This is a genomic window from Synechococcus sp. 'PEA 65AY6A-5F PE A', from assembly GCF_047462575.1.
Classification (GTDB): domain Bacteria; phylum Cyanobacteriota; class Cyanobacteriia; order Thermostichales; family Thermostichaceae; genus Thermostichus.
Map to the genome: position 1 here is coordinate 18890 of NZ_JAOALE010000001.1, position 18883 is coordinate 37772.

At 58.8% G+C, this 18883-nt stretch carries 18 protein-coding genes and 1 pseudogene; 12 read left to right on the forward strand and 7 right to left on the reverse strand.

The window, feature by feature from the left end; all coding sequences use genetic code 11:
- Positions 1 to 6: 6 nt before the first annotated feature.
- Positions 7 to 1194: a glycosyltransferase family 2 protein gene (locus GG26_RS00090; protein ID WP_414388255.1), complete on the reverse strand. Its 1188-nt coding sequence runs from the start codon at positions 1192 to 1194 to the stop codon at positions 7 to 9.
- A 107-nt stretch (positions 1195 to 1301) separates the two neighbouring features.
- On the opposite strand from GG26_RS00090, the gene GG26_RS00095 reads away from it, so the two are divergent.
- Positions 1302 to 1646, forward strand: a complete 345-nt coding sequence (locus tag GG26_RS00095; protein ID WP_099887196.1) for an STAS domain-containing protein — start codon at positions 1302 to 1304, stop codon at positions 1644 to 1646.
- A gap of 15 nt (positions 1647 to 1661) precedes the next feature.
- Here the strand turns inward: GG26_RS00095 and GG26_RS00100 are convergent, their stop codons facing one another.
- The 4 genes from GG26_RS00100 to larC all read right to left on the reverse strand — a co-directional run bounded on the left by GG26_RS00100 (position 1662) and on the right by larC (position 7945).
- Positions 1662 to 2483 (reverse strand): tetratricopeptide repeat protein, encoded by an 822-nt coding sequence (locus tag GG26_RS00100; protein ID WP_099812282.1) that lies wholly within the window; start codon positions 2481 to 2483, stop codon positions 1662 to 1664.
- 115 nt (positions 2484 to 2598) lie between these two features.
- Entirely contained in the window at positions 2599 to 4377 is a 1779-nt protein-coding gene (locus GG26_RS00105) for an NADPH-dependent assimilatory sulfite reductase hemoprotein subunit (protein ID WP_414388259.1), read from the reverse strand.
- 168 nt (positions 4378 to 4545) lie between these two features.
- Positions 4546 to 6540: an ABC transporter ATP-binding protein/permease gene (locus tag GG26_RS00110; protein ID WP_414388262.1), complete on the reverse strand. Its 1995-nt coding sequence runs from the start codon at positions 6538 to 6540 to the stop codon at positions 4546 to 4548.
- A 211-nt stretch (positions 6541 to 6751) separates the two neighbouring features.
- Positions 6752 to 7945, reverse strand: a complete 1194-nt coding sequence (gene larC, locus GG26_RS00115) for a nickel pincer cofactor biosynthesis protein LarC (RefSeq protein ID WP_099812284.1) — start codon at positions 7943 to 7945, stop codon at positions 6752 to 6754.
- 80 nt (positions 7946 to 8025) lie between these two features.
- On the opposite strand from larC, the gene GG26_RS00120 reads away from it, so the two are divergent.
- From GG26_RS00120 to GG26_RS00130, 3 genes are all read left to right on the forward strand, one after another.
- Positions 8026 to 8511: a pentapeptide repeat-containing protein gene (locus tag GG26_RS00120; RefSeq protein WP_414388264.1), complete on the forward strand. Its 486-nt coding sequence runs from the start codon at positions 8026 to 8028 to the stop codon at positions 8509 to 8511.
- Between the two features lie 92 nt (positions 8512 to 8603).
- A complete protein-coding gene (gene gndA / locus GG26_RS00125) occupies positions 8604 to 10022 on the forward strand; it encodes an NADP-dependent phosphogluconate dehydrogenase (protein WP_099812287.1) in 1419 nt (472 codons plus the stop codon).
- A gap of 85 nt (positions 10023 to 10107) precedes the next feature.
- Complete coding sequence (locus tag GG26_RS00130) at positions 10108 to 10497, forward strand: gamma-glutamylcyclotransferase (protein WP_099812288.1); 390 nt, start codon at positions 10108 to 10110, stop codon at positions 10495 to 10497.
- 38 nt (positions 10498 to 10535) lie between these two features.
- Here GG26_RS00130 and GG26_RS00135 read toward each other — a convergent pair whose 3' ends face one another.
- Positions 10536 to 11771: an amidohydrolase family protein gene (locus tag GG26_RS00135; RefSeq protein WP_099812289.1), complete on the reverse strand. Its 1236-nt coding sequence runs from the start codon at positions 11769 to 11771 to the stop codon at positions 10536 to 10538.
- A gap of 271 nt (positions 11772 to 12042) precedes the next feature.
- Between GG26_RS00135 and GG26_RS00140 the strand changes: the two genes are divergently transcribed.
- The 8 genes and pseudogenes from GG26_RS00140 to GG26_RS00175 form a co-directional block, all read left to right on the forward strand.
- The gene (locus GG26_RS00140) at positions 12043 to 13197 is read left to right on the forward strand and encodes a BMP family ABC transporter substrate-binding protein (protein ID WP_099812290.1); all 1155 of its coding nucleotides are present in this window, start codon (positions 12043 to 12045) and stop codon (positions 13195 to 13197) included.
- Complete coding sequence (locus tag GG26_RS00145; protein WP_099812291.1) at positions 13197 to 14291, forward strand: ABC transporter permease; 1095 nt, start codon at positions 13197 to 13199, stop codon at positions 14289 to 14291. Before GG26_RS00140 ends, GG26_RS00145 begins: the two co-directional genes overlap by 1 nt.
- Before the next feature lie 68 nt (positions 14292 to 14359).
- Positions 14360 to 15307: an ABC transporter permease gene (locus GG26_RS00150; protein WP_099812292.1), complete on the forward strand. Its 948-nt coding sequence runs from the start codon at positions 14360 to 14362 to the stop codon at positions 15305 to 15307.
- A 46-nt stretch (positions 15308 to 15353) separates the two neighbouring features.
- The gene (locus GG26_RS00155) at positions 15354 to 15995 is read left to right on the forward strand and encodes a restriction endonuclease subunit R (protein ID WP_099812293.1); all 642 of its coding nucleotides are present in this window, start codon (positions 15354 to 15356) and stop codon (positions 15993 to 15995) included.
- Between the two features lie 33 nt (positions 15996 to 16028).
- Entirely contained in the window at positions 16029 to 16301 is a 273-nt protein-coding gene (locus GG26_RS00160; protein WP_240527709.1) for a hypothetical protein, read from the forward strand.
- Positions 16302 to 16331: 30 nt separating this feature from the next.
- Positions 16332 to 16940, forward strand: coding sequence for a nitrilase-related carbon-nitrogen hydrolase (locus GG26_RS00165; RefSeq protein WP_240527710.1), 609 nt, complete (start codon positions 16332 to 16334; stop codon positions 16938 to 16940).
- Entirely contained in the window at positions 16925 to 17071 is a 147-nt protein-coding gene (locus GG26_RS00170; protein WP_240527711.1) for a hypothetical protein, read from the forward strand. The genes GG26_RS00165 and GG26_RS00170 overlap by 16 nt, the downstream gene beginning before the upstream one ends.
- Before the next feature lie 51 nt (positions 17072 to 17122).
- A pseudogene (locus tag GG26_RS00175) lies at positions 17123 to 17389 on the forward strand (NADP-dependent phosphogluconate dehydrogenase); the annotation flags it as partial.
- Here GG26_RS00175 and GG26_RS00180 read toward each other — a convergent pair.
- A complete protein-coding gene (locus tag GG26_RS00180) occupies positions 17386 to 18879 on the reverse strand; it encodes an L-aspartate oxidase (protein WP_099812294.1) in 1494 nt (497 codons plus the stop codon). The pseudogene GG26_RS00175 and the gene GG26_RS00180 sit on opposite strands and share 4 nt — an antisense overlap.
- Positions 18880 to 18883: the final 4 nt, after the last annotated feature.

Here is an 18883-nt window from a genome sequence, read left to right on the forward strand (position 1 = left end):
AGTCGACTAGTAGGTGCGCCCGCGCCAAGAGCGGGGGCGGCTGAGGGCTGACAAGATCACCCGCAGGACAGCCAAGGGATCCGCCAGCGGCGAAGCCCAAAACGTCCAGGGGGGATCCTGATAAGAGCCGCGAATGCCCATCAGCACCCCCAGTCGCAGGGCCAGCAAGCCCAGGTTGAGCCCCAACAACACTTGCTCTGTTAGGGAAAAGGGGAACCCCAGCCCGGCCTTGATCCCCAGCCCCCCCACTGCCAAGAGTGGGATCCCTTGGGTAAGCACCAGCAGGGCCATATCCCCCCACAGTTGGGCCCTGGGGGTGGCGTCTTTCAAATCCAGGGATCGGCCCCACTCCCGCCAAGTTTCGGCCAAAGAGGTGTACATGCGCACCTTGAGCAGGTGCCGACCGTCGCAAAAAGCTACTTTAAAGCCGGCTGCCGCGATCTGCCGCACCAGGGTGACATCGTCGCAAAAGGAGGCCCGCGCCAGGGTATAGCCGTTCATGGCTTCCAGCACCGAGCGGCGCACCAACATACACTGCCCATTGGCCATCGTCCGCTCCGGCAAGTGGGGAGTCTCCCCTGCCGCCCCATAGCGGTAGATCAGGGTTGTCAAAAGAGCTGGCTGCAGCCAGCCTTCCCCCCAGTGCTGCAGGATAAACTGCGGCGCCAGGGTGATGAGATCCAGCTTTTTGGCCTGGGCAGTTTCCAGCAGCTGCTCCACCAGGCCCGGCTGGGGGCGGGTGTCGGCATCAATGCCCAAGATCCACTCAGAGGCGGGATCCGACTGGAGAAATCCATAGTGCAACGCCCAAGGGCGACCGACCCAGCCGCTGGGCAGGGGATCGTCGGTCAAGAGGCGAAAGCGGGGATCCCGCGCGGCCATCTGCAGCACTTTTTCGCGGGTGCCATCCTGGGAGCGGCTATCCACCACCAGCACCTCGCGCACGACCGCTCCCTGGCGGTGCAGCCCTTCTAGGCAGGGATCCAGGCGCTCGGCCTCGTTGAGGGTGGGCAGCAAGACGCTGACCAGGCCCGTCGGGAAGGGGATCCCCGCTTGGCCAGGGGGCAGAGGGGAAGGGCGCCACAAAGAGGGCAGCAGCCGCGCCAGCAACACCGCCGCCATCGGCATCTGCAGGGCCAACAAACCCAGGGCAGCCGCATCCCCCAACCAATCCGGGATCCCGTGCGTATCCATTAGAGCTACCTTCCCACATCTCAAATAAAAGTTGCCCGGCGGAACCCAACCCGGCGGCTTTGGTTCAGAATCAATGTGGCTCCCGCCCTTGACTTTCTCAGCCTTTTGTGAATGTTTCCACCCGGCTCAGCCCCAAGGGATCCCTTGTTACCCTCGTCAAGCTTCCGCCAGGAAAGCTGGATCCGGTTCTGGTGCGCCAAGAGCTGGGCACGGTTCTCGCCGAGAAACCAAGACATCTCTTGCTGGATCTAAGTCAGGTTCCGCTGATCGACAGTAGGGGGGTGTCGGCTTTGGTGTGGGCAAGACGCCTCTGTTCCGCTGCCGGCTGTCCTCTCAAGCTCTGCAGCCTGGGAGAACAAGCGAAGCTGGTTCTCAAGGTTACCCACCTAGATTCCCTCTTCGAGATCTATCCCTCGGTGGAAGCGGCCCTCAAGGAGGTCTCCGAGTCTTGAGGGGGACGACTCTCCTCAGGGAGCAGTCTCCTGGCTCTCAACAGCCTGAGGCTGGTTTCTTTGGGCAGAGAGCTCGGCCTCTTGCCGGATCTGCTCCCGCAGCTTGGGTGGGGCCAGGCGGGCTGCTTGCTCAAATAGCTCCGGGGCTTTTGCCCGTAGGTTTTCATCGGTGGCGGAGCTAAGGGCTATTGCTTTGCCCAACACGGGCGCAAAGTCGCTGGGATCCGCCGCAATCATCTCGTCGTAGAGGGCGACAGCCTTTTCCGTCTGGTTATTGCGGACGTAGATAAAGGCCAAGCGCAGACGGACATCGTTATCTTCCGGGACTTCCTTCAGATAGTTCTCCAGTAGTTCAATGGCTTGAGAAGGGTGGCCCAGCGCTAGTTGAACGTCGGCCAGCTCCTGCAGGACTTGGCTATCTTTGGGATCCTTCTCGTGAAGGATCTGGAGCTGCTCTAATGCCCCTTCCAGATCCCCTGTATCTTGCTGAATCTGGGCCAAAAAAGCTCGCAGTTGCCGATTTTCCGGCTCCAGTTCCACCAGCTTCTTCAGCGGCTCGATGGCCCCTTGCGGCTCGTTGAGCTGCAGTTGCGTGTCGATCAACCCCCGCAGGGCGATGGGGTTATCCGGCTCCCGTTCCAGCACAGCCCGGTAGCCGTCCGCCTGGGCCCGCAGTTGCTCAGTAACCAAGTTGGCGGTGTCTTGCGAGTCCGAAGGCCCCAGCGCCTGGAGGATGGGGCCAAAGGAGAAGCTTAGGAACATCGCTGCGCCGACCACCAGCACCAGCGCTTTGAAGACCTTGCGGACGAAAGGTTCGTCAGGTTTGGACTGAGGCATGAAGGGGCTCGCACAAAACCTCTTTGTACTCTATCATTCGCTCCCCTGGAAGCCTAGCAGCCTCCTGAACCAGTGACCCACTTTGCCCTCAGTGAGGAAGGGAGGGGCAGTCCCCTTAGCTTTGAACCTGCTGGAGCCGCTGCACCTGGGCCTGTAGGTAGGGGATCCCCACCCGGTGGCAGTAGTCGCCAAAGCGCTCTTGGGGGTGGCGCTCCTGTTTGTAGAGCTGCAGGAGAATCCTCATCAAAGGCACAATTTGGCTGATGTGCACCCGATCCTGAAACGGCTGAGCCAGGCGATCCCCTTGCGGGCTGGCCCCCAGCCAAATCTGGTAGTGATCGGGAGCGGATCCCACCAGTCCCAGCTCTGCCAAGTAGGGGCGGGCACAGCCATTGGGACAGCCGGTCATGCGCACCAAAAAGGGCGAATCCTGCAGATCTAGCTCCCGCAACACCTGATCCAACTGGCGGATCAGGGTGGGCAGGGCCCGCTCCGACTCGGTAATGGCCAAGCCACAGGTGGGCAGCGCCGGACAGGCCATGGAAAGCCGCACCAGCTCCGGGATCTCCTCTTTGGAGAGCACCCCGTGGGACTTGAGGATCTGGTTAATGGCCTCTCGCTGGCCCTCCTCGATGTCGATGAAGATCACGTCCTGCGTGGGGGTAAGCCGCAGGTGCAGGGAAAATTCCTCCACAATCTTGCGCAGGGCCGTTTTCAGCTGCCGCTCCGGCGTATCCTGGATGCGGCCATTTTCAATGGAGAGGCCCAAAAACCAACGGCCATCCCCCTGCTCGTGCCAGCCCAGGTAGTCGTCGCTATTGGGGACAAACTTGGGCATCCGTCGGAAGGGCAATAGCTTTTCCCCCAGGTACTGCTCGACCACGCGGCGAAACTTGCGGATCCCCCAGTCGCGCACCAGATACTTCAGCCGCGCCTGCTTGCGGTCGTAGCGGTTGCCGTGATCCCGCTGCACCGCCAAAACCGCCTGGCAAATCCGGTACACCGCTTCCGGCGGGGCAAAGCAGAGTTTCTGGGCCAAAAGGGGTTGGGTCTCCTCCTTGCCGTGGGTGCGCCCCATGCCGCCGCCCACCACGATGTTGAAGCCCTTGAGGTTGCCCTTGCGGTCGGTGAGCACAATTAGGCCCAGATCCTGGGCGTAGATATCGACCGTGTTCTCTCCAGCCACGGTGATGGCGGTCTTGAACTTGCGGGGCAAGTAGACTGGGCCATACAGAGGCTCCGGCCCTTCCAGCCTTACCCCATTGCCGACAAACTGCTCGGCTTCCCGGACTTCCGGATCCACCGGCGGGATGGGAACTGGCTCCCCATCCACCCACAGCTCGTAGTAGGCAGAAGTCTTCGGAGCCAAGAGATCCGCCAGCTTGCGGGCATACTCCTGGGCATAGCGGTAGGCAGGCCGGTTCTTGTAGGGGGCAGCCGGCGCCGTGATGTTGCGGTTAACATCTCCACAGGCGGCCAGGGTGGATCCCATCTGCCGAATAATGCTGGCCACTGTGGCCTTGAGATTTTTCTTCAGGATCCCGTGTAATTGAAAGGTCTGCCGGGTGGTGGCCCGCAAAGTGCCGTTGCCGTACTCCTCCGCCAGCCGATCCAGGGTCAAGTAAAGCTGTGGCGGCACATGCCCCCCCGGAATGCGGGTGCGCAGCATCATCTGGTAGGCCCGCTCCAGTCCCTCCTGCTTTCGCTGCTGCCGCAGATCCCGGTCGTCCTGCTGGTAGACACCGTGGAACTTGAGCACCTGCACCGCCGCTTCGCTGAAGTGGGTGGTGTCTTGGGCCAACTCCTGCTGCAAGGGATCCCGCAGGAAGTGGCTATCTGCTTTGATCTGCTCCACCTTGGAGCGCTTGGCCTCAGAGGCGGCAAAGGGAGTCATCTGATTCTCCAGTAATCCGGTCGGAATACCTGTGAAACAGGGTAGCATCTCCCCTGGGTCGCGTCCAGTTCTGTGGGTTGGGGTTAGAACAGCCTGCCCCCCTCTCCCAGAGGGAGAGGGGATGGGGGTGAGGGGTGCCGCCGCAGATTGAGAGCTGCGGCAGCATCTCTAGCCGGCCAGCGCCAGGCGGGCGCCGTAGTCTGCCGCCGACCAGAGCTTCCAAGCAGCGTTGCCCTGCAGCTCCAAGACCAGATCGTGGTAGGCCAGGAGAGTGGGTCGGTGGCCGACACTGACGTAGGTGGTGTTGAGGTGCTGCAGTTGCAGGTAGAGCAGCTTTTCGTTGGCCACATCCAGGGCGCTGGTGGCCTCGTCCAAAATGGCGTAGCGGGGCTGAGTAATCAAAATGCGGGCAAAGGCCAAGCGCTGCTGTTCGCCCAAAGAGAGGGTGCTAGCCCAATCTTTCTCCACGTCGAAGCCGCCCACCCGCTCCGGCAAATCGGCCAGGTTCACCTGGGCCAAAACCCGGAGGAGATCTGCGTCGCTAAGATCCCGGCGGCGGCCCGGGTAGAGCAGTTGATCCCGCAGGGATCCCAGCAGCATGTAGGGCTTTTGCGGCAGGAAGAGCATCTCGGTGGTATCGGGGCGGGCAATGGATCCCTGGCCGTTGTTCCACAGGCCGGCAATGGCCCGCAGGAGGGAGCTCTTGCCGCTGCCGCTGGCTCCCACAATCAGCAGCCGTTGGCCCGCCTCTAAAGTCAAGGACAAATCCCGCACCAGGGTTCGTTCCGAATTAGGCGTTAGCAAAGTCACCTGCTGCAGGGCCAGTTGGGGAGCAATGCGGGTTTGGATGGTACTTTCTCGAGGGCGCAGCTGGCGCAGGGCAGGATTCTCCAAAGCTTCGTAAAAGGATCCCAGGCGGTTGATCCCGGCGGCAAAGCTGGAGATGCTCTGGATCTGGTTGGCCACAATCGAAAGGGCGCTCAGCACCTGGCTAAAGGCGATGGTAGCCTGGGTAATGATGCCGAAATCGCGCACGCCGCTAAAGTAAAGGGGGGCCACAATTACGTAGGGCACAATGCGAGTGAAATAGTTATAGGCGTACTGAAAAATGTCGATAATGGCCTGCCAGATGATCAGCAAATTAAAGTTGCGCAAGGCGGCAGCAAAGCGGTTCAAGATCTGTCTCAGCTCCAGGTCTTCCCCTTGGTAAAAAGCAATGGACTCGGCGTTGTCCCGCACGTGGACTAGGCTGTAGCGGAAGTCGGCCTCGTAGCGCAGTTGATCGAAGTTAATTTTAATCAGCTTGCGGCCGGCCAAAATGGCGATCCCGGTGCCGATGGTAGCATAGATAACCAGCCCCACCGCTAGGGGGCGGGAAATGCTGTAGAGAATCCCAGTAAAGGCGTAGAGGGTGAGGATGGAGTCAAGAATATCCAACAAAAAAGAAAGAGTGGTGCCGGTAAACGAGCGTACATCTTCCGAGATGCGCTGGTCAGGGTTATCGATCTCTGTGTTAGCGGCGTTGGAATCCAGCTCGTAGTAGGCCCGCCGATCAAAGTAGCGATCCAGAAAGTAGTCGGTCAGCCATTCCCGCCAAAACAGGGCCAGCTTTAGCCGTGTATATCGGTAAATAACCAAAATGGGGATGGCGGAGATGATCAGCACGCCATAGATGATCAAAAATTGCCAGAAGGTGCTCTCTTCTTTTTGCTGCAGAGCCGTGTCGATAAACCGGAAGATAAAGCTGATCATCACGTTCAGCCGGTTTACCGTTAGCGACAGGAACAGCAAAAAGGTCAGCAGCACCCATTGCAGCCAACGGCGGCAAATCTGGCGCCACACCAGCCCAAAGGCCAGGCTGCTCAGGGCCAAACTGGCTGCGGCCACCCATAGCACCGGCGAGGCTAAATTCCTCTCTGTTTGCTCGACCAAGCCTGCTGCTAGGGTGCGGAAGAACTCTGGAAAAAGAGCCTGTCCAACCAGGGTTACCCCAATCTCGACAAAAAACATGAGGGCAACCACAAACACCATGGATGCTGCTAGCAAGCCGAAGAAGATCCAGCCCCCGTAGCGCACCCGCGGGTAGAAGTAGGGTTGCGCTACGCTGATAAAGCGATCCCAGAGTTGGCGGTCGAAGTTAAATTGGGCGGCTTGGGATTCCATGGTTGCGGTTGTCGGCAAGAGCGCGGGGTATTGATATTTTTCAGGCTAGCAGGTCAGGGATCCGCATCTCTGTCCAACAGGAGCCAATCCATCGGGAATCTGAGGAAGAGCCCCGTTGCCTACTCTGGAACATTTCCGATCTGGCTCCATAAATCCTTATATCCAGCCAGATCTTATGCACGAGCATGCGCTTGTCCAAGGCCCAACCTTCTTAGGCGGGATCCCCCTGCAGCCGCTTTTGCCAGGCCGCTTGGGCTGCCAGCCACACCGTCTGGACCGGCACGCGGAACTCTTGGGCGCGGGCCACACAGTCGCGAAACTCCGGCTGGGCGTTGACGATGTGGCCGTGGCGGCAGGCCACCTTGATGTCCACCAGGCCGTAGGGGGTTTCCACCCGCTCGATCCTTCGCTCCAGGACGGTGCGCTGCTGCTGGGAGTGGCGGATGCCCAGGGTGGTGGTTTCCCGGAAGATGAGATCTTGGCACTCCGGCACCCGCTCCGGCGGGCAGATCACCGTCAGTAACACTCCCGGCCGCCCTTGCTTCATGGTGATGGGCTGGGTAAACACGTCCCAGGCACCTAGGGCCAGCAACTGCTCGCAGGTATAGGCAATCACTTGAGGGTTGAGATCGTCAATCTGAGTTTGCAACACCGAGACGATCTCGGTCGGCTCTTCCCCCTGGGACTGGCCAATCCAGAGACGAAAGATGTTGGGAATGGGCAGCTCGCGGCTGCCGGCCCCACGCCCCACTTTTTCCAACCGCAGCGGCGGACAGGGCCCAAACGCTTCTGCCAGCGCCACCGCCAAGGCCGCGCCGGTGGGGGTGACCAGCTCGGCTTCTACGCCATTGCTAAACACTGGCACCCGTCCCATTTCCCACAGCTCAATCACCGCCGGCACCGGCACGGCCAGCTTGCCGTGCTCAGTGTCCACCCAGCCGCCGCCAATGGGGTGGGGAGAGGAGATCACCCGCTCCACCTGTAGCCACTCCAGGCCAACACAGGTGCCGACGATATCCACCAGGGCATCGACGGCCCCCACCTCGTGGAAATGCACTTTTTCCAGGGGCACCTGGTGAACCTTTGCCTCCGCCTGGGCCAGCTTCTCAAAGACCTTGAGGCTGCGGGCCTTGACTGCGGGGGCCAAGTGGGATCCGGCAATCAAAGCCTGGATCTCCAACCAGGAACGGGGGGGCGGGGATCCGTCCAGCACCTCCACCACCGCCTGCAGGGCAGGCTGCCCACAGCGCTGCACGCGACTCACCTGCAGGCTGTATTCTCCCCCGATGCCCAAGGCCTGGAGCTGCTGGTTGAGATACTCCAGGGGCACCCCGCAATCCAGCAGCGCCCCCAGGCACATGTCGCCGGCAATGCCTGCTGCGCAGTCAAAGTAAGCTACTTTCATACCAGCATGATAAGAACTCGCGGAAGAAGTTGAGCGCTTTGAAGCGTCCTGAGGCAGCAAAAGCCAAGAGGGGATCCCAGATGCGGATCCCCCTGGGGATCCTGCTGGGGGCAACGCTGCTGCTGTGGGGCCTGTGGGGATCCCCGGCGGGTGGCCAGACCCGTCTCAACTTCAGCAACGCCGATCTGCAGGGGCAGGATCTGTCGGGTCAGGACTGGCGGGGCAGTAGCTTTGTCAGCGCCAACCTGCAGGGTGCCGACTTGCAGGGGGCCAACCTGGCCGGCGTGGCCTTCACCAAAGCCAACCTGGCAGGAGCCAAGCTGGCGGGGGCAGATCTCAGCAACAGCCTGCTGGATCTGGCCAACCTAGCGGGCGCCGATCTCAGGGGGGCCAACCTCAGGGGGGCAATCGCCGCGCGGGCCGTTTGGGATGGGGCGCAGATTGCCGGCGCCGACTTTAGCGACGCCTACGTGGATAGGGCAGCCCTGCGGCAACTGTGCCAGCGAGCAGAGGGATCCCATCCCATAACCGGGGTTTCCACCCGCGCGAGTCTGGGCTGTCCTTGAAAGCCGGCAAAAAAAGGTGAAGAAAACAGGATCCCTGAACCCTCTTGGCCGGATCGCCCCTTAGATTGGGGGAGGTGTTACCCTGCCCCACCATGAGCAAGCCCAGCTTCGCGGTCATTGGCCTAGCGGTAATGGGGGAAAACCTGGCCCTCAACGTCGAGCGCAATGGCTTTCCGGTTGTCGTCTACAACCGAACTCGCGCCAAAACCGAGCAGTTTATCCAAGGGAGGGCCCAAGGCAAGCAGATTACCCCCGCCTACAGCTTGCCGGAATTGGTGCAACTGATGGAGCGGCCCCGCAAAATCTTGATCATGGTTAAGGCAGGCCCGCCGGTGGATGCCATCATCGACGAGCTTAAGCCCCTGCTGGAGCCAGGCGACATCCTCATCGATGGCGGCAACTCCCTCTACAGGGACACCGACCGGCGCGCCGAGGTCCTAGAAGCCAGCGGGATCCACTTTGTCGGCATGGGGGTGAGCGGCGGGGAAGAAGGTGCCCTCAACGGCCCCAGCCTCATGCCCGGCGGCAGCTTGGAAGCCTATCGGCAACTGGAGCCCATCCTCACCAAAATTGCCGCTCAAGTGCCCGATGGCCCCTGCGTCACCTACCTGGGGCCTAAAGGGGGTGGGCACTACGTGAAGATGGTGCACAACGGCATCGAATACGGCGACATGCAACTGATTGCCGAGGCCTACGACCTCATGCGCAGGGGGCTGAAGCTGTCAGCCCCCCAGATGCAGGAGATCTTCCAGGCCTGGAACGAGACGGAGCTGGAGTCGTTTTTGATTGAGATTACCGCCAAGATCTTGGGGACGCTGGATCCGGAGACGGGCAAGCCGCTGGTGGATCTCATTTTGGACAAGGCGGGGCAGAAGGGCACGGGCCTGTGGACGGTCAAGGACGCCCTGGATCTTGGGGTGCCGGTGCCCACCATTGAGGCGGCAGTGCAGGCTCGCATCCTCTCGTCGATGAAAGAGGAACGGGTGGCCGCCTCCCAGCAGTTGCCAGGGCCAGGAACAACCTTGGAAGGGGATCCCGACAGCTTCCTTCAGGATCTGCGCGCCGCTCTCTATTGTTCCAAGATCTGCTCCTATGCCCAGGGGATGGCCCTGCTCAGGCAAGCCACCGTTGCCCACGGCTATGTGTACACCTTCAGCGAGATCCCTCGCATTTGGAAGGGGGGCTGTATCATCCGCGCCCGCCTCCTGGGCAAAATCCAGTCGGCCTACCAAAGGGATCCGGAGCTAGTCAACCTCCTTTTGGATGAGGAGTTTAAGCGGGCCATCCAGGAACGGCAGGGATCCTGGCGGCGAGTGGTGGCCACTGCAGCAGCCTTGGGGATCCCGATCCCGGCCATCAGCGCCTCCCTGGCCTACTACGACAGCTACCGCACCGCCGAGCTGCCCCAGAACCTCACCCAGGCCCAGCGGGATTTCTTCGGCGCCCACACCTTCGAGCGCATCGACAGGCCGGGCGTCTTTCACCATGAGTGGAGCACCTGTTCCCGTTAGCAACGGGTAGCATGAGGAGGTCTTGGGATCCCTCTCTGGCCGGGGATCTGGAGGCGAAGGAGAATCTGTTTGAGTTTGATTTGATATGGACATTAAATTGGCCGTGAATGGCACCCTGATGCGGGGGCTACCCCTCAATGAGAACCTACTGCAAATTGGGGGTCGCTTTGTGCGGGAAGCCCAAACAGCCGCTTGTTATCGGCTTTGGTCCATCGACGGTCTTTATCCAGGCATGGTACGGGTTTGCCAGGGCGGTTCTGCAATTGCTCTGGAGATTTGGGAAATCCCTGCCCATGGGTTGGGTCAACTCCTTTTGCAAGAGCCGCCAGGCTTGTCAGTGGGCCGCATTCTTTTGGCAGAAGGGGAGGAAGTGCTGGGGATCCTAGCCGAACCCTACCTGTGTGAGGGGCAATTGGACATCACCGCTTGGGGGGGGTGGCGAGCCTACATCGCTTCCAGAAATAGACAGGAATAATCGCATTTCACCAGCTTTTCCCAGTCGCAGCTTCGACATCAGTTGACCCGCTGGGGATCCCGCCACAGTACCTGGCCCTGCCGCATCGTCAGCACCACATCTGCCGGGGTAACCCGAGTGAGAATCGACGCAATTAGATGACGACTGGCCCGCAAATGAGGACGGGTGAAGTCCAGCACCACCAAATCGGCGGGCAGCCCCACATCCAAATAGCCGTACACATCGGATCCCAGTAGAGGCCGTAAATGTCGGATGTTGCTGGTCACCATCTTCAAAATCTCGACTGGATCAGGGCGCACCGCATCTCCAAACTGGCTTTTGGCCACTTTGTAGGTGAAATCCAGCTCTGCCAAAAGGTTCGGGCTATTCAAAAGTCCGTTGTCGGTGCCTAGCAAGAGATTGGCCTCACTCTCCAGCAGGCGGGCAATCGGCGGGAGAGGCAGTCCCAAGTTGGCATTGGCCCGTGGGTTCAAAACGACATTCACCCGATGCCGGGAGAGCAATTGAATTTCCGCTGCGTTGGCCACCGTTGCGTGAATCACCAAATGGGGACGGTAAAAATCAAGAGCACGCTCCAAATCTCCCCGTCCGGCGATGGCCAGACTGACCTCTCGATACCCCTCATTTTCCAGACAGTGGATGGCCCGCAGCTTGCCCATTTTCTCGGTCAGGTCGTGGATCTGCCGCCAGGCGGGTTCCGTCAAATCGTTCAGGGTGCTCTCGGAAAATCCATCTGCTACTGCCAGAATCTCTTGCAATTCTTGATAGGCTTGGGGGTTTAAGGGATCCCGATTTTGCCGCAATTGCTCCTCACTGAAAGGGAGGCTCTCAAACTGGCCCAAGATCACTGAGTGGATCCCGGTTTGGGCTGCAGCTTCCCGCAACAGTTGGCAGCCGTAGACCCCCTGCTCGCGAAAATCGATGTGTCGGATGGTGCCCGTTGCCGCCATGTAGCGCAGGTGAGCGGCGATGTGTTCCAGGTGCTGTTGCGGCGACTGTTTGGCTAACTCTCGATATTTGTAGCCGTCAGGTCGGAAGAACCCCTCTTCCAAAGTCAGGCCTGTCGCCCCATCCGGCAGACAGCTATCCCCTATGTGGGTGTGGCTGTTGGTGAAAGCCGGCAAAATCACCCAGGATCCCTGTCCCAACCCAACAATGGGATCCCCCAGTTCCATGCAGGTAACGGTGTCTTGTTCTACCCCGAAGCGGGAGCAGCGATGGGGAACCAGATCCGGGCCGGCCAGAACAACAACCTCTTGCCATTGAAAACCCATAAAACCCACTCGCAAAACTCATCAGACTTGAGAATGTTATCAGTGCCAAAAACGGGCTAACCGAACTTTGGGTGAGCGGGAAGGACTTTTGCCAGCATAAAGTGAAGCATCAAAGAATCGAGAAAACTGTAATTTAGACTACCAAAACTTCTCGATAGAGGCTATATAAATCCAGTAGTTGCTGCCAGGGGTTCAGCAGAGGTTCAGAACCTCACCGAGTCTGCTGGGTCTCGTCTTTCCAGAAAGCTTATTCACGAATAGGATTCTCAACATGAGCCGGCCATTGTTTCGTCATCTGTACACTCGTAGGCAGCTCCTTCGCTCTGGTGCTGCCGCCGCTGCCATCACCTTGACCTCACAGTTGTGGCGTGCCCAGGCCCAGAACAAGAAAGAGATCACCATCGGCTTTATTTACGTTGGCCCCAAAGATGACTTTGGCTGGAACCAGGCCCATGCAGAGGGAAAAGTTGGCTTGTCCAGCCTACCTTGGGTGAAAACCGTTGAAGAAGAAAATGTGCCGGAAACGGTGGCCGTGGAAGAAACCATGCGGGCCATGATCGAGCAAGATGGGGCAACGGTACTCTTTCCCACTTCTTTTGGCTACTACGATCCCCATATCCTGCGGGTAGCCAAGGAATATCCAGAGGTACAATTCTTTCACGCCGGTGGACTTTACATTGAGGGAGTGCATCCGAAAAACGTCGGTAGCTACTTCGGCTACTTGGATGAAGGCCACTACATCAACGGGGTGCTGGCCGGTTCCATGACCAAAAGCAACCGCCTTGGGTTTATCGCCGCCAAACCCATTCCCATTGTGTTGCGCAACATCAACAGCTTTACCTTAGGAGCCAAGAGTGTCAACCCCAACATCACCACTCAGGTGATCTTTACGGGAGATTGGGCTCTACCTGTCAAAGAGGCAGAAGCTGCCAACAGCATGGCCGACCAAGGCATCGATGTGCTCACCTGCCATGTGGACAGTCCCAAAATCGTTATCGAAACAGCAGAGCGGCGAGGTCTGATGAGCTGTGGTCACAACACCAGCCAAGCGGCGCTGGCTCCCAAGGGCTATTTGACGGGCGCTGAATACAACTGGACAAGCGTCTATACCCAGCTTGCCGAAGCCATCCAGGCGGGCAAAACCCTGATGAACGGTGGGATCCCCCACCTCATTCGGGGGGGTATCAAAGAGAAATTCATTAAAACTTCTCCCTGGGGACCGGCAGCCAGCGATGAGGCCAAAAAAGCTGGAGAAGCGGCCCTTGCCCAGTTGCAAGCTGGCTCGTTGGTCATTTACAAAGGCCCTCTCAAAGACAATACCGGCAAAGAGGTGATCCCTGCCGGAGTGGAATACGGCCAGCGGGCAATCGAGCTGGAATCCATGGACTACCTGGTGGAAGGCGTGATCGGGAGTATCTCTAGCTGATGGCTACCACCTCTTCTGCTGTTTCCCGCTCGGTTCCGCTGCGGTGGCGCTCCAGCCTTGAGCCGATCCTACTGCCCTTTGGGGCTTTGTTGGCCTCGCTGTTGATCTTCGGCTTGTTTTGTGCCATGGCCGGCGCAAATCCCTTCGCCGTCTATGGCTCCATCTATAGAGCTGCCTTCGGCAGTTGGTTCTCTTGGCAAAATACTCTGCAACGGGCGGCTCCCCTGATGCTCACCTCCCTGTGTACCATCCTGCCGGCCCGCATGGGGCTGGTGATCATCGGCAATGAAGGAGCTCTGGTGATGGGGGGGGTGGCAGCTGTGGCGATGGGGCTGTGGGCGGGATCCCTGGCTCCACCCGTGGTCGTTTTCCTGATGGCCTTGGCGGGCATGGTGGCCGGTGGCCTGTGGATCATGGTGGTGGGGGCACTGCGCCACTACCGGGGTGTGAATGAAACCATCAGCAGCCTGTTGATGAACTACATTGCCATTGCCCTGATGAACCATTGGGTGGGGGGGCCGCTGCGGGATCCCAGTTTCTTGAGCAAGCCCTCCAGCTTTGCCATTGACGAGGTCAACATGTTGGGTCGGCTATGGGGCACCCGCATCCACTTCGGCTTGGTCTATGGCATCGTTGCCTGCCTGGTTGCCTATGTGTTGATTCAACACACCACGTTGGGTTTTTCGGTGCGCATAATAGGGGGTAACCCAAAGGTGGCCCGAATGGTGGGGATTGCTGTCGGTAAACTCACACTGTTAATCACCTTTCTGGCCGGCTCCTGTGCCGGCTTGGCGGGCATGGTAGAGGTGGCTGCCGTACACGGGCGGGTCAATGAGTCCTTGACTGTGGGCTATGGCTACAGCGGCGTTCTGGTGGCCTTTGTCGCTCGACAAAACCCAGCCGCAGCAGTGGCGATGGCTATCCTCCTGGGAGGGATCCTGGCCAGCGGCAGCATTTTGCAGCGCTCCCACAATTTGCCGGATGCTACTGTGTTGGTGTTTCAGGGCATTGTCTTTTTGCTGATTCTCTACAGCGAATCCCTCTACGGGCGCTTCGACTTTTTTCGGGATCGAGAACCCTCAGAACCAGCCTAGATAACTGGCCCCCGAAGTAGCAATGATTTGGTCAAGTAACCAATTCAGTGGTCAGGAGAAAAACTCAGATGGAAACAGAAGCCCTAGGATGGTGGGGGATCCCCTTGGCGGTGATCGCCGGAACCTTGCGGGGAAGTGCGCCTTTTTTGTTCGTCAGCTTGGGGGAGTGTCTGACGGAAAAAAGCGGCAAAATCAACCTCGGCCTAGAGGGATCCCTGTTGATGGGGGCAATGAGCGCCTACGCCATCTCCTTCCTCACCCAAAACACGGCAGGCAGTGTGGTCGCGCCTTGGTTAGGGGTATTGGTGGCCGGGTTTGCCGGTTTAGCCTTGGGAGGGATCCACGCCTTTTTGGCCCAACAACCTCGGGTTAACGATGTTGCGGTGGGCATTGCTATGATCATCTTTGGCAGTGGAATGGCCTTTTACCTGGGCAAACCCTTCATTCAGCCCGCAGCCCCCCGGCTACCTGCCTTTGAGTTGGGAAATTGGAGCAGCAGTCCTGCCATTCAAGCTGCCCTAAAACTGAGCCCACTTCTGCTGCTGGGGATCCTCCTGGCCTTTGTCATGCACTGGTTCTTTCGCTCCACTCGTTGGGGCCTATTCGTGCGGGCTGTGGGCGACAACCCCGATGCAGCACGGGCCATGGGGATCTCGGTGCCCAAGGTAAGGGCTCTGTGCATCATGGCAGGCAGCTTCTTGGCAGCCGTGGGAGGAGCTTACCTGTCCCTATACTACCCCGGCAGTTGGACAGAACGCATTTCCAGCGGACAAGGCTTGATGGCCGTGGCCCTGGTGATCTTTGCCAAGTGGAACCCGTTGCAGTGTTTATTGGCTGCTTTTTTGTTCGGCGGAGCTCAGGCGATTGGGCCAGCCTTGCAGTCGGTGGGTGTGCAGTCCAACTACTACCTGTGGAATGCCGCTCCCTACGTGCTGACCTTGGGGATCATGATCCTGACCAGTTCTCCGCGGCGAACCCTGGCAGGCATGCCTGGGGCCTTGGGCACCGGGAAGTAGCCGACTGGCTATAGTCGAAGTGAACCCGATTTAGGGATCCCTGGTTATGACCGCTGTACAAACCCGACCTGCCAATACCCTGACTCTGAGAGAGGTTCACGAGCTCTTAGGGCTGTGTCGGGGAGATTCTTTAGAGTTCGAGGAAAAACTGGACTTACCCCCTTTGACTGAACGGGAGATTGAGGAGCTGACCCAACTCCAGGAATTGTATTTTAGCTATCTGGCCGATGACACTCTGAATGAAGGGCAAGTCAAATTTCTGTTTGTTTCTCCACTTCTCAAACTGGCAGGCTTTCTATCGAGCGACATCAAAATTAATCTAGAAGAAAATATTGCCGATATTATCGTTGAGGAGGAAGAAGGCCAAGTTGCCATCAAAGGTCGTGTAGACTTACTCGCCATTAGAAGAGGAGCAAGAGAGAGCTTTTGGATCCTCGTGATAGAAACCAAGGGAGGAACAGTAGCTACAAGCCTGGCCATCCCCCAATTATTGACCTATGCTTACAAAGGAATAAAAAATCAAGAATTTGTTTGGGGATTAGCTACAAATGGAGAAGACTACCAATTTATCTTGTTACAGCAAGGTTCACCCATTACCTACCATTATCTACCTAAGCTGGGATTGCTAGATAGCAAATCGATACATCGGCTTTTACAAGTTCTTAAATCCATTCGACTAACTCTCTAACCCATTCCATCTTCATCAGCAAAGGATTTGATCATGAGTGGACTCGGTGGCCTGAATAAAACTCCCAACGGTGTTGTATTGGGACTGGTGCAACTGCAGCTACCCAATGTGGTTACTCCCGATGATCTGGCGGCGCAAACCCAAAAGATAGTCAGTATGGTGGGGAAGGCTCGCCGCAGCATGCCCAGCATGGATTTGGTGGTCTTTCCGGAGTACTCTCTGCACGGCCTGTCGATGGACACTAATCCGGAGATCATGTGCCGACTGGATGGACCAGAGGTAGCTGCCTTCAGTGCCGCCTGCTGAGAGAACGATATTTGGGGCTGCTTCTCAATCATGGAATACAACCCGCAGGGTAATCCCTATAACAGCGGCATTATTCTCGACAATCGAGGGAACCTACAACTGTACTATCGCAAGCTGCATCCTTGGGTTCCCGTCGAACCTTGGGAGCCGGGAAATTTAGGGATCCCTGTCTGTGATGGCCCGAATGGCTCAAAGATTGCCCTGATCATTTGTCATGATGGCATGTTTCCAGAAATGGCCCGCGAGTGTGCCTACAAAGGGGCCGAGATTATGTTGCGCACTGCCGGATATACTGCCCCCATTCGCCACAGTTGGCAAATTACCAATCAGGCCAATGCCTTTTGCAATTTGATGGTGACGGCCTCGGTGTGTATGTGTGGGTCGGATGGCACGTTTGATTCTATGGGGGAGGGCATGATCTGCAACTTTGATGGCACCCCCCTGGTCATGGGATCCCATCGCCCTGATGAAATCATTACTGGCGAAGTGCGCCCAGATTTGGTGCGGGAAGCTCGCATCCATTGGGGTGTGGAAAACAACATTTATCAATTCGGACACCGTGGCTATGTGGCCGTCAAAGGCGGAGCCCAAGATTGCCCCTACACCTACATGCAGGATTTTACATGCAGGATTTGGTGAATGGGGCCTATCGCCTGCCCTGGGAAGAGAAAGTGATCCACAAAGATGGCAGCGCCTGTGGATTTCCTCCTGCCACCCGCCTTTACCAGGAATCCTCCCTCACCGAGGCAGCTTATACTGGCTCTACTTGAAGATTTCGTCGATACTAGAAACACTACACCCGCGTAGACTGGGCAGATGAGGAGTTTAAGCAGGCCCTCCAGGAACGGCAGGGATCCTGGCGGCGGGTGGTGTCCACAGCGGCTGCCTTGGGAATCCCGTTCGCGTCAGTGGTGCGGAGCACTTTCCCGGCCATCAGCGCTTCTTTGGCCTACTACGACAGCTACCGTACCGCCAACCTGCCCCAGAACCTCACCCAAGCCCAGCGGGACTTCTTCGGGGCCCACACCTTCGAGCGCATCGACAGGCCGGGCGTCTTTCACCATGAGTGGAATGCCTGTTGCCGTTAGCAATGCGTAGCATCAAGAGGTCTCCGGAAAAAAGTTGAACCGCGCACCTCCGTATGGAAAGGCTCCCCTTCCTGAGGAAAATCCTCGCGGAAATGGGCCCCGCGGCTTTCCTCCCGCAGCAGCGCCCCCTGAGCTACCAGACGGGCCAGCAAAAGCAGACTGCCTGCCTCGGCCTCTTCCCGGGTGGCCCAAGGCTTTTCCTGCAGGGGAAGTGCCTTGACAAAGGTCAGAAAAGCCCGCAGCCGTGTTCCCTCCCGCACAACGCCCAAAGCTTCCCCAACTCGATGCCTGAGAGCCGGCAGGATGTCGGGAGACGTCGCCAGAACGGGTAGCCTCTGCAGCTGTCGGGGAAAGCTCACCTCTCCCAAATCTTGCAAGGCAGCCAAGGCGGCCCGCTTGCCCATGACCAGCCCTTCCAAGAGGCTGTTGGAAGCCAAGCGATTGGCCCCGTGCAGGCCCGTGGAAGCCACCTCTCCAGCAGCATAAAGGCCCGGCAGGCCGGTGAAGCCGAAAGTGTCCGTTCGGATCCCACCCATCACGTAGTGAGCCGCGGGAACAACTGAGAGCAGATCCTTCGTGGGATCCAGCCCCAAGGCGCGGGCAGAGGCAACAACGGTGGGAAAGCGCTCCTCCAGATGTTCGACGACCCGCAGATCCAGGTAGGTTCCCCCTGTCTGCTGCCGCTCCCAGAAAACGGCCCGAGCTACCACATCCCGCGGCGCCAGCTCTCCCAGCTCCGCATAGCGAGGCATAAAACGCTCCCCCAAGGCGTTGAGGAGAACAGCCCCTTCTCCTCTTACTGCCTCGCTCACCAGCGCTCCATTGGGCAAGGCCGTGGGGTGAAATTGCACAAACTCCAGATCCCTGAGAGTGGCCCCTGCCCGCCAGGCCAGCACCATTCCGTCGCCGGTGGCCCCCGGGGGAGCTGTCGAGACGGGGAAAAGGCTGCCAAATCCTCCCGTAGCCAGGAGAACTGCCCCGGCCCTCACCTCCACCGGCCCTTCAGGGCCAAGCAGCAAGGCCCCCCCTACCCTGTCCCCCGCCAGCAAAAGGCTTAGGGCTGTGTAGCCCTGCAAAGGCAGCCTGTTGAGGCGAGCCAGCAAACCTCTCAGAAGCCACAGTCCGCTCCGATCCCCCCCCAGATGGCGTACCCGCGCTTGGGAGTGGCCCCCTTCCCGGACAGGTTGGGGATGGAAAGGAAGGCCCCAGCGCAAAAGTCTCTCCAGGTGCAAGGGTGCTTCCTCCACAATGGAGCGAGCCACCTTTTCTTCCACCAGGCCGCGGCCCGCTTGCAAGGTGTCTTGGATATGGGCTTCTACGTCCGCCTCATCCACAGGAAAAGCCACCCCACCCTGCGCCCAAGGGGTAGAGCCAGAGGGAAGGGGATCCTTGCTTACCACCAGAGTTGTCGCCCTCTGGGCTTCGGCCCACAGGGCTGCGTACACCCCCGCCACCCCTGCTCCCAGGATCAACAGGTCTGTTTCTAACAAGGGC